Here is a 10230-nt window from a genome sequence, read left to right as displayed (position 1 = left end):
CGAAGCCGCGCTTAGCTCGCTCTACGGCGTACAGATCAAAACGGCGGAATTTGACATGGAAGGCGAGCAAATCCCCAGCATCACGCAAATTTTCAGCGCGCAGGTGAGGTAAGCATGAGCGGCGCGACAAAGCAGCTCATCAATCGGCGCGAAATTTTAAATCGCGAGATTTTATCTTGAGCGAAATTTAAATCGCAGAATTTTGTCTTGAAATGCCGTCTTGAAATTCCGATTAAAATTTTATATCGAGGTTTTGCCATAGAATTCCAGTCTAAATTCCATAGTGAAATTTTACCGCGGAATTCCGAGTAGAAATCTTCATAGCGGAATTCTACCTGCGGTTTGCTGACTTTCAAAGCGTGCTATGAAAGTATGTCGCGCTTGAGATTTTGAAATTTCACAGTGGAATTCTACCCCGCAAATCCATAATCAAAATTCCGTTTTAAATCCCGCGGCGAAATTTTATTCTCGCTCTGGTAGAATTCCTGGAATTCCGAAATTTCGTAGTTTGCAAGCTTGCCGCAACGAAATTTAAAAATTTTAAATTTAGCTATTTAATTCCTGCTTTACATCGATTTATGTATACTTCGAGATAAATTTTAAAAAGGCTTATTATGCAAGATCTCGTATCTCAGGCAAGAAAAGAGGGGATGATCAGCACCGGTATTGATCTGTTTTTAACGGCGGTGCCTGCGACTTTAGTTGCGCTAGATATTGCTACTGGCGGCATGCTAGGGCTTAGCACCAACAAGACGGCTACCTATATCACTGGCGGAATTATTTTTGCTCTTTTGTGTGTTTCGGTATTTTTCAGGCTAAGAGCGCTCCGCAAAATTTCAATGCTTAGCGGCATAAGGGTGGCGGCACTTTACCGCAACTGCGTAATTGTCTGCATCTGTGTCATTGCCATAACAAGCATTTTTTTATCGATTCCTTTATCGATCTCACACAAGCATTTGGCAATGATATTGTGCATTTTGATAGCATTTGCGGGCGCAATCTACATGATCGTAGCGTGGTTTCGCATAAATTTTGCTCTAGCGCGCGTAAGCGGCGTGAGGATCTTTGAGACATATGTGTGGCTCTGCGTCATCCTTTTTCCATTAAATGCACTATACCATTTGATATTACCCATAGTCCTCATAATAACCGGCATCGTGCACCTGCTAGCCTGGAGCAAGATAGAAAAGACAAGCGTAAAAGTTTAGAATTTCGCAAATATCTTGTCGCGATAGAATTCCGATCTTGTCGGTTTAATTTATATTTTATGCTTGTTTATATATACTTCGGGTCAAATTTTTAAAAAGGGTTTATATATGCAATTCATTGTATCTCAGGCAAGAAAAGAGGGGATGATCAGTACCGGCATCGATCTGTTTTTGGCGGCATTACCCGCGGTTTTTATCGTAGTAGGCTATGTCTCTTTCAGCGAGCCATGGCGCCTTGACGACGAGATGATAAATTATATCGCTAGCGGAATTTTGATTGCTTTTATTTGTGTTTCGGCATTTTTCAGATTGCAGGCACTCCGAAAAATTTCAGCGCTTAGCGGCATAAAAGCAGCGACGCTTTATCGCAACTGCATAATAATCTGTGTCTGCTTTTTTGCGCTAGCGCTCGTGCTCAATTACCTTTATCCGAGAGAGCCTGACGCAGACGGCGGGCAGAGTGATAATCCATTTGCGGCAATATTTGGACTAGCGCTTTTCGTGGGCGTTATTTACATAATCGTCGCATGGTTTCGCATAAATTTTTCTTTGGCGCGCATAAGCGGCGTGAGTACCTTTCGGACTTATGTGTGGCTCTGCGTGGGGCTTTTTGTACTCAACATATTATGCAATGCAGCGATTATTGCTATAGCTATTTCCTCCGAGCCACGGACCGAGCAGGTCTCGGCTTTAGCTATTGCTGTCGTAATGCTTAAACTGCTCCTGCCGTTTGCCGCTCTCATAATAACTGGTATCGTGCACCTACTAGCCTGGAGCAAGATAGAAAAGATAAGCGCGGAGGTTTGAAATTTCGCGAACCTCTCGCCACGATGAAATTTCGCTCTTTCCGGTTTGATTAGCGTTTTACACTTCGAGATAAATTTTAAAAAGGCTTATTATGCAAGATCTCGTATCTCAGGCAAGAAAAAATGGGATGATCAGCACCGGCATCGATCTGTTTTTGGCGGCGTTACCGGTGGTTTTGATGGCGATAGACTTTGTTTTTGAGGGCATACCGGGGTATCCATATAATATCGTGATCATAGGTGGAATTTTTATCGCTTTTATTTGCTTCTCGGTGATTTATAGGTTAAGAGCGCTCAGCAAAATTTCAGCTCTTAGCGGGATAAAAGCGGCGGCGCTTTACCGCAACTGCATAATTGTTTTCATCTGTATCTCGGTGTTTTCATTATTTCATCCGATAATTTCTTGTAGAGAAGAGATGGTTAGAGAGACAACAGGAGAGACAATATGGAATTTAGCGGTGCCCGCAGCCGCAATCTACGTAGTTGTAGCGTGGCTTCGCATAAATTTCTCTTTGGCGCGAGTAAGCGGCGTGAGTGCCTTTCGCATCTATGTATGGCTCTGCGCCTTCTTTTTTGCGCTAAATTGGCTATGTGGCGCGGGACCCTTCGGTTTGGCTAACTCCAAACCGCAAACTGGCGATACGGTTGCGGCTTTAGTCATCACATCGTTTAAGGAATTTTTGCCGTTTGCTGCCCTCATAATAACCGGCATCGTGCACCTACTAGCCTGGAGCAAGATAGAAAAGCTCGCCTAAGCCGAAGCGCTTTCGTTTTGCGGCGACCACGCCTTTTGCAAGTCTAAACCGCAACGTCCAAAGCCGCGCTGTTATAGCAATGTCAAGCGCGCCGCCGCAGCAGCAAAGCCGCAAAATAGCGCGTAAATTTAGAAAATTCAAAGGATAAAAATGAAAGAAATTTCAAAGCAAGATCTGCTTCGCAAGGCGAAATTCCGCGGAGTTTTAGGTGCCGTGATTTTGCTAGGCATCGGCATAAGCGGCACGGTGGGCGTAAGTGACATAGACGAGGACGCGGTCGCGATTTTTAGAGTTTTAGCGCTACTAGCGACGCTAGCGATATTTTACGACTGCTTCGTTTGCCTAGAAAAGGCACTAGGCGTGCGCTTCGTTAAAACCTATAGGCTGATAGAAAGTATCCCAATCGTCGCTATTTTGTGCTACTGCGCCATGGTAGTAGCGCTAAAGGAGGGCGCGATGCTTGATCTACTCTACACCCTGCTCTACGTCCTTTCGACGTGCGCAGCGGTGATAATCTGGGGCGTATTAAACTGCCGTCTAGCCACACTTAGCGGCGTGGATTTATTTAAAATCTACGGCATAGTGGTGTCTGTGGCATGGCCCTGCGAAGCGGTATCGGGCGCGCTAGCTAAAATAGGCGTAATCCTCGCGCTGCCGTATCTAATCGCAGCGTCGCTGGTAACAGCGTTTTCGGGGATTTTGCTAATCATAGCGTGGATAAAATTCAACCCCGCAAGGTTATGCGGCGCGGAAAATTCTAGCGAGCTTGATGGCGCCAAGCTAGGCGCGGACGGCGAAAAACCGAGCATTTACAGCAAACTCGCCGCTTTTAAGAAATCGGATGCGGACGATGCGAAAAAGCCCGCTTCCAAGGCGAGCGCAGATACCGCAAATATGCCTGCTTCAGCAGTGAGCGCAGATGATACGACTGCCGCAAGACGCCCGGGCAACCCCGGATTTAAATTCTAATTCTATTCGCAAGATGGAATTTCGCAAAATTTTTAAAATTTAAGGTGCGGAATTTTATCGCGACGCGCGGCGCATCGGGCGGAAACGCGGAATTTTGATTTAATTTTATCCGCTACGAACGCGCAAAATTTAGGGCGAAATTCCAAGCCGAAATTCCGCGATCAATTTAAAATTTTAAGCAGAGGTTCAATCCAAAAATTCCTACGAAGCAAAATCCAAGCCAAAATTCCAGCTGAAATTCTAAACTAAAATTCCGATCTAAATCCCTAATCCAGCTTATTTCTAAAAAGCGACGCCGCAAAGCTCAACGTGCCAAGCCCTATCAGCAGCAGCGGCACGATGAGATGCCACAGCTCGCCGAGACTCGCGCCCTCCAGATAGATCCGCCACATGCAGTTGTTGGCATAATACATCGGATCGAGGTGCGCGATGTAGTAAAACCACCGCGGCATCGCGTCCGCAGGCGTTATCAGCCCGCTTATCATAATGCACGGCAGCAGGAACAAAAACGAGCTCACGACCGATTGTAGCGAGGTTTTGCAGACGGTCGAGATCGCGAGGCCGATGCCTACGTTGCAGGCGCTAAAGATCGCAATGATCGCAAAAAGATCCGCAAAGCGCCCGCGGAATGGAATTTCGAAGTAGAATACGCAGATCAAAAACAGCGCGAGCCCCTGCGCGATCGCGATCAGCACGGGCGGCACGGCTTTGCCGATCAGCATCTCAAGCGGGTTCGCGGGCGTCATCAGCATCATATCGAAGCTCCCCTCCTCGCGCTCTCGAGAGACGCTAAACGCCGATAGCATCAGCACCTGAATCATCGAAAGCCCCAAAATCATCCCCGTCATGATCGTGTAGCGCGTGATCGTGTTTTCGTTAAAAACATAGCGCGGATTTATGCTGATTAAATTAACAAAATGCTGCGAGTTGTATTCCCCCGCTATGGCCTGCACGAAGCCGATGACGGTATTTGCCAAGGTCGTATTGCGCGAATCCGCGATGATCAAAAGCTCGTGCGTGCTCGCAAAATCGCTGCCAAAATAGATCGCGATGATCGCCTCTCCCTCGCTTACGGCGCGGCGCAGGCAGGTTAGGTCTTTGCAGCCAAGATCTGTTTTAAACATCGGCGTAGCGGCGATCTGCTGTACCAGCGCAGCGGACGTCGCATCGCGGGCGTCGTCCAAAATCGCGTAGCGCACCTGCTCGGGGGTGAAATTCGCGCCGTAGCCGAATATGATCGCCTGCACCAGCACCGGCACGATCAGCACCATGCGCGTGCCCTTGTCGCGAAACATCGCCAAAAATTCCTTTTTTATCAGCGCGCGAATTCGAAGTAGAGATTTTCGCAGAGCGTTCATCGCACACCCCTTTTAAATTTAGCGGCACCTTCAAATTTAACACCATTTTCAACTTTAGCGGCGCGGGCTCGCGGCACGGAATTGAAAGCGAAATTTAAACGCACCGCAGACGCTGATTTAAATTTGCGCAGCTCAGGCATAAAATTTAAAATTTCAGATATATTGCGCGGCACCTCGGGCGTAAATTTTAAAAGCGTGAGTTTAAATTTACGCGGCGGCAAGGAGATGGAATTTAAAAGCGCGTTTGTGAGGCTAAATTTGCTAAATTTTTCCGTGCGCCCTACTTCGTAGCCGTGCCGTGCAGCTGCGCTACAAAATCGCGCTATGTAGCGCCACGCAGAATTTAAATATCCGCCCGCATGATTAAACTTAACCGCACGCCGTTTTTCTATCGCGTCGTGCGCATGCTGCGAAGTAAGCCGCGTCACGTGCCCTGCTTCGGCTACATCTGCGCTCGGCAAAACACGACGTAGAGTAGACGGCAGCTCGCAAATAAGCTTTGAAATTCTCAATCCACGCTGCGGTATAAAATTTTGCGCTGTATCCGCAAAAGGCGCTGAAGCGCGCATAAACTTTAAAATTCCAAACTCATTGCGCAGCTTGGACGTAAATTTCAAAAGTTCCGCCGCCCGCGAACCAAAGCATCTCGCGCCTAGAAATTTTAAAAATTTCATCGTGCGCCCCTTTTTACGCTAAGCACGCACAAGCTGAAAAACAGAACCGCTCCGAGCGCCTGAATGGCGAGGTTTACCCATAGCGTCGCGCTCTGTCCGCCCGAGAGAAAGCAGATGCGAAAGGACTCGACCGCGTATGTGGGCGGCAGCAGGTGCCCGATGAAATTGACCGCCGCGGGCAGTCCGCGCAGATCGAATATCATGCCGCTAAGCAGCGTCACGGGTAGGTAGCCGATGACGATGGCGTATTCCTGCGCTAGGAATTGATTTTTGCAAATCGCCGAGATCAGCATGCCTAGGCAGGTCATCTCCAGCACGAATACGCAAAGCGTCGCCAGCAGCATCGCCACGCTGCCGCGGATCGGGATGCCCAAAAGCACCTGCCCGTAAACGAGCGTCATCGCGCCGCCCAAAAGCGCCAGGAAATAATACGCGCCGACCTTGGCAGTAACGATCTCAAGCGCGCTTGCGTTGGAATTGTAAAGCGAGGCGATCGTGCCGCGGTCCCATTCGCGCGAGATCACGACCGCGACCATAAATAGGCAGATGAGCCCCAAAATCCCCACGTACTCGGCAGATACGAGATACCACGTCGATTCGTTGGCTTCATTGAACCAGCTGCGATAATTCACGCTGACGGGCCTTGCGGCGGCGTTTAAATTTGCGTTTAAAAAGCCGTAATCTTGCGCCAAAACCTGCTCGATTACGCCTGCTACGTAAACATAGCTAAGAAGCGCGAGCTGCGACTGAGTGGCGTTTTGGATAAGGAAAATTTCGGCGCCGTCTTTATTCGAGCCGCCTGCGCTATTTACGCCGCCGTTATTTGCAGCGCCGCCCGCGCTGCGAGCGCCGTTAGCGGAAGGGTTTGCATTGGCGCCGCTGCTCGCATTTTGAAGATCGTCTGCGCCGCCGATTAAATTTACGCTGCCTTGATTTGCGCCCATATCGCTTGCGCCACTACTGGAATTTGCAGTTGCGCCGCTTGAATTTACTCCGCTGCCGCCCGCTTCTGCGCCGTTGCCGTATGAACCCTCGCCGCTTACGTTGGTGCCGCCCGTGGAGGTGTTTATGCCGCTCTCCGTGCTAGCGCCCGCGCTGTCGTCCTCAAACGGACGGAAATTTTCAGCGCTGCTCGCATTTTGGAGATTGTCCGCACCGCCCGCAGAGGAGCTTTCGTCGCTAAAGAGGTTTAAATTTACGCCCGCACCTGCGCCGCCGAGCCCGCTCAGCGAGTTTTGAAATTTAGCCGCAAAGCGCGGATCAAAATACAAAATACTCTCGATCTCGTGCGCCTTAAAATCTCTCCTCGCGCTCTCTAGATCCGTGTAGACGCGGGTTTGTAGGTATTTTGAGCCCAAAAATCCGCCGAGCAGATCCCGCTCGATTTTGGAGCCCAGATCGCTTACGAAGCCCACCTTGACGGGCTTTATGTCCATCCGCATCGCGTATCCGTAGATCACGACCAAAATTAGCGGCATCAAAAACGCGATCACGAGCGCCGATCGATCCTTTGCGATCTGCGCAAACTCCTTTTTTACTAGGATTTTTAAAAAGGTAAAATTCATCCACCCTGCCCCTGTGCTCGGATTTTGCGGCGCTGCGCTGCGCGCGACGAGCCCTTAAATTTTGATCGCGCAAATTCGGCGACTACCGCGCTTTGAAATTTTAGCCGCGGGGTCGCATTTGGCACGCCCCAAAATTTTAATTGCAAAGATGCGGCAATCGAGATTTGAAATTTTAACGGCACAGACGGACTGCCTGCGCTCATCTCGCTCATCGCACCCTGAAATTTTAGCCGTGCGAGTACATACGGCGGGCTTTGAAATTTTATGCACCGCGGCATTGTCTCGCTGCGGAATTTTTGACGCAGAGGCTCTACGGCGGCGCAATATCCGCGATAAAATTTTTGCATCGGGGTTTTAAATTTACAAGCTATTCGCAGACTGACCGCCATTTTAAATTTACGATCTGTTTGCGAGCTGCTCGCGCTTTGAAATTTATAATCCGTTTGCGAGCCGCTCACGCTTTGAAATTTGCGGCGCAGATGAAGCGGGCTCGCTTCTGCGTAGAGCTCGCGCAGTATCCATCTACAAAATCCGCGCCGTGTCCTGCCGCGCGATGCCTCATTCAAAATTTCGCCGCCTTTCAAAATTTTATTATCGATCCAAAATTTGCCGTCGTTTAAAATTCCGCCGCTTAGAATTTCACCGACATTCAAAGCCCAGTCGCTCAAAATCCTGCCGCCGTTTAAAATTTCATCGCTCCGCAAGAGCTTTTCGCCGCTAAAAATTTTACCGCGCGGGCGCGCTGGTTTTCGTCCGCCCCGCATAAAATTCGGATCAAAAATCCTAGTCGCTCGCGCAAAATTTAGATCAAAAGCCCTCATCGCCCACCTCGCTTCTAAATTTTTGCACCTCGTTTATGAAGGCCTGCTGCACGCTAAGCCGCCGCCCGCGCTGCACGCAGACCTCGTCGGGACTGCCTAGCGCCAGGATTTTGCCGCGATCTTGGATCAAAAACCGATCGCAATACTCCGCCTCCTCCATAAAATGCGTCGTCACGACCACGCTCACGCCGGTGCGCGCCAGCGCATTTATGCGGTTCCAAAAGAGCCTGCGCGAAAGCGGATCGGCGCCGCTGGTGGCCTCGTCGAGAAACAAAATCTCGGGGCGGTGGATGAGCGCGCACGCCATCGAAAGGTTGCGCCCCGCGCCAAAGGGTAGGTTCTGCCACGTCTCGTTTCGCAGCCGCTGCAAGCCAAACTCGCTCAAAAGCTCCTCTATGCGCCGCTTCAGCGCCATGCCGCCGATGCCGTAGCTACGGCCGAAATACTCTAAATTTTGATAGCAGCTTAGCTTTTTATAAAGCGAGAATTTCTGCGAGACATAGCCGATGCGCGATCTGATCGATGATTTGGCATGACGCAGATCCTCGCCCATGACCGAGATCTCGCCCCCGCTCATACCCAAAAGCGCGCAGATCATACGAAAGGTCGTCGTCTTGCCCGCGCCGTTTGGACCTAGAAGGCCGAAAATCTCGCCCTTTTTGACCTCGAAACTCGTATTTTCCACGGCGGTGAATGAGCCGAATTTTTTACTCACATCGCGCACTTTGATGACGGTTTGAGCCGCATCGAAGCTCCTTTTTTCGTAGCCGAAGTTTGCCGCGCCGATCTCTGCTTTATTTAAAAAAATATACGCATCCTCTAGGCTCGCCTCGCGCGGGCTCAGTTTAAATTTAGCGCTTTCGTTTTCGTTAAATTTAGCGCCCTCGTTTTCATTTGAAATTTTAAAATTTTCGTCGCCCCCGTTTTCGCGCTCCGTGCTTTCGCCGCCTCTGTCTTCGTCGCTACCGCTTAGACTCGCGTTTAAAAACTCCTGCAGATCGCGCAGGCTTATCGGCTCTTCGCTTAGCAGATCGACGCTGCCGTCTCTGGGGCAGATGTCGATGAGCGGGGAGTTTTTTAAAAACCTCTGCGTCTTAAACATCAAGCGGCGCGCCAGGCTCTGATAATCCTCGCCGCCAATGCGAAAGGTGCGATCTCGCAGCGCCGCGGTGATCTTTGCGGCGCGCTCCTGCGCTATGATCTTGCCGCCGAGCAAAATCAGCGTCAGATCGGCATCCGCCGCCTCGTCAAAATACGCCGTCGAAAATATGCATTTCGCGCCGCTTTGATCCAGATACTCGCGCACGATCGCCCACAGCTCGCTGCGCGAGAGCGGATCAACGCCGACGGTGGGCTCATCGAGCACCAAAAGCCGCGGTTTTGCCGCAATCGCGCAGGCGACGCCGAGCTTTTGTTTCATCCCACCAGAGAGCGAATCCACGGCGTAATCTTTAAATTTCAAAAGCCCCACGCGGCGCAAAAGCCCGCGCAGATACTCCTCGCCGTCTTTTAGATCGAGCCCCTTTAGGCCCGCGAAAATGTTTAAATTTTGCCAGACGCTAAGCTCCTCGTAAAGCCCCAAGCTCTGCGACATATAGCCATTTGCGCGGACGAATTCTTTATTTTCGCCGCTAGGGGTGAAGCCAGCAAATTTTATCTCGCCGCAATCGGGCGCGATGATGCCGCAGATGAGCTTTAAAAGCGTGGATTTGCCCGCGCCGTCGGGGCCCGTGAGGCTGATGAGCCGCGGCGCGTCGCCAATTCGCAGATCAAAATTTTCAAAAACGACGTTTTTGCTGCGATCCTCTCGCAGATAAAATTTCTTTAAATTTACGATATTTAGTAGATCCAAGCCTAGCTCCAAATTTTATTTACTCGCCCCGTCGCTTGGCGCGACGAACGAGGCCTGTGCACGCCGAAAAGGCGCTCTTTGTCGCGATGCCTTGCTTCTGCAGCCGCAAAGACGTCTTAGTTTCGCAGCCGCTACGGCGTCTTAGTTTTGTGATAGTCGCGGCATATTGGTTTTACAACCGCCGCGCGCTTTAAATTTAGCAACGCGCGTCGAACAATTTCG

The 10230-nt window shown here is 50.2% G+C and carries 10 protein-coding genes and 1 pseudogene; 5 read left to right on the top strand and 6 right to left on the bottom strand.

The genetic code is table 11. From position 1 onward, the window contains the following. Positions 1 to 112: pseudogene (locus Q0101_RS10735) on the top strand (ABC transporter ATP-binding protein); the annotation flags it as partial. Here Q0101_RS10735 and Q0101_RS10570 read toward each other — a convergent pair. Then, positions 93 to 356 (bottom strand): hypothetical protein, encoded by a 264-nt coding sequence (locus Q0101_RS10570; protein WP_297945383.1) that lies wholly within the window; start codon positions 354 to 356, stop codon positions 93 to 95. The pseudogene Q0101_RS10735 and the gene Q0101_RS10570 sit on opposite strands and share 20 nt — an antisense overlap. Positions 357 to 614: 258 nt before the next feature. On the opposite strand from Q0101_RS10570, the gene Q0101_RS10565 reads away from it, so the two are divergent. The 4 genes from Q0101_RS10565 to Q0101_RS10550 all read left to right on the top strand — a co-directional run bounded on the left by Q0101_RS10565 (position 615) and on the right by Q0101_RS10550 (position 3738). Next, the gene (locus tag Q0101_RS10565; protein WP_297945380.1) at positions 615 to 1208 is read left to right on the top strand and encodes a hypothetical protein; all 594 of its coding nucleotides are present in this window, start codon (positions 615 to 617) and stop codon (positions 1206 to 1208) included. Between the two features lie 108 nt (positions 1209 to 1316). Then, a complete protein-coding gene (locus tag Q0101_RS10560) occupies positions 1317 to 2015 on the top strand; it encodes a hypothetical protein (protein WP_297945377.1) in 699 nt (232 codons plus the stop codon). Between the two features lie 91 nt (positions 2016 to 2106). Then, the gene (locus Q0101_RS10555) at positions 2107 to 2769 is read left to right on the top strand and encodes a hypothetical protein (RefSeq protein WP_297945374.1); all 663 of its coding nucleotides are present in this window, start codon (positions 2107 to 2109) and stop codon (positions 2767 to 2769) included. Between the two features lie 150 nt (positions 2770 to 2919). Beyond that, entirely contained in the window at positions 2920 to 3738 is an 819-nt protein-coding gene (locus tag Q0101_RS10550) for a hypothetical protein (RefSeq protein ID WP_297945372.1), read from the top strand. Between the two features lie 266 nt (positions 3739 to 4004). Here the strand turns inward: Q0101_RS10550 and Q0101_RS10545 are convergent, their stop codons facing one another. The 5 genes from Q0101_RS10545 to Q0101_RS10525 are packed head-to-tail and all read right to left on the bottom strand — an operon-like array spanning position 4005 to position 10008. Continuing rightward, complete coding sequence (locus Q0101_RS10545) at positions 4005 to 5096, bottom strand: ABC transporter permease (protein ID WP_297945369.1); 1092 nt, start codon at positions 5094 to 5096, stop codon at positions 4005 to 4007. Next, positions 5093 to 5770, bottom strand: coding sequence for a hypothetical protein (locus Q0101_RS10540; protein WP_297945368.1), 678 nt, complete (start codon positions 5768 to 5770; stop codon positions 5093 to 5095). The genes Q0101_RS10545 and Q0101_RS10540 overlap by 4 nt, the downstream gene beginning before the upstream one ends. After that, positions 5767 to 7335 carry an ABC transporter permease gene (locus tag Q0101_RS10535; protein WP_297945365.1) on the bottom strand — a complete coding sequence of 523 codons (1569 nt, stop codon included), beginning with the start codon at positions 7333 to 7335 and terminating at the stop codon, positions 5767 to 5769. Before Q0101_RS10535 ends, Q0101_RS10540 begins: the two co-directional genes overlap by 4 nt. Further along, on the bottom strand, positions 7332 to 8156 hold the full coding sequence (locus tag Q0101_RS10530; RefSeq protein ID WP_297945362.1) for a hypothetical protein: 825 nt from the start codon (positions 8154 to 8156) through the stop codon (positions 7332 to 7334). Before Q0101_RS10530 ends, Q0101_RS10535 begins: the two co-directional genes overlap by 4 nt. Further along, complete coding sequence (locus tag Q0101_RS10525; RefSeq protein ID WP_297945359.1) at positions 8143 to 10008, bottom strand: ATP-binding cassette domain-containing protein; 1866 nt, start codon at positions 10006 to 10008, stop codon at positions 8143 to 8145. The genes Q0101_RS10530 and Q0101_RS10525 overlap by 14 nt, the downstream gene beginning before the upstream one ends. Positions 10009 to 10230 lie beyond the last annotated feature (222 nt).

It is taken from the genome of uncultured Campylobacter sp. (assembly GCF_937921625.1).
In the GTDB taxonomy this organism is placed as follows: domain Bacteria; phylum Campylobacterota; class Campylobacteria; order Campylobacterales; family Campylobacteraceae; genus Campylobacter_B.
The sequence above is the reverse complement of the archived record's forward strand: the minus strand, read 5'-3'. Positions and strand labels throughout refer to the sequence as shown.

What these genes read in the sequence shown, in the direction of transcription:
- Q0101_RS10530 (WP_297945362.1), bottom strand. Translation starts at nt 8,156, where the DNA reads ATGAGGGCTTTTGATCTAAATTTTGCGCGAGCGACTAGGATTTTTGAT.
- Q0101_RS10535 (WP_297945365.1), bottom strand. Translation starts at nt 7,335, where the DNA reads ATGAATTTTACCTTTTTAAAAATCCTAGTAAAAAAGGAGTTTGCGCAG.
- Q0101_RS10560 (WP_297945377.1), top strand. Translation starts at nt 1,317, where the DNA reads ATGCAATTCATTGTATCTCAGGCAAGAAAAGAGGGGATGATCAGTACC.
- Q0101_RS10550 (WP_297945372.1), top strand. Translation starts at nt 2,920, where the DNA reads ATGAAAGAAATTTCAAAGCAAGATCTGCTTCGCAAGGCGAAATTCCGC.
- Q0101_RS10545 (WP_297945369.1), bottom strand. Translation starts at nt 5,096, where the DNA reads ATGAACGCTCTGCGAAAATCTCTACTTCGAATTCGCGCGCTGATAAAA.
- Q0101_RS10540 (WP_297945368.1), bottom strand. Translation starts at nt 5,770, where the DNA reads ATGAAATTTTTAAAATTTCTAGGCGCGAGATGCTTTGGTTCGCGGGCG.
- Q0101_RS10565 (WP_297945380.1), top strand. Translation starts at nt 615, where the DNA reads ATGCAAGATCTCGTATCTCAGGCAAGAAAAGAGGGGATGATCAGCACC.
- Q0101_RS10555 (WP_297945374.1), top strand. Translation starts at nt 2,107, where the DNA reads ATGCAAGATCTCGTATCTCAGGCAAGAAAAAATGGGATGATCAGCACC.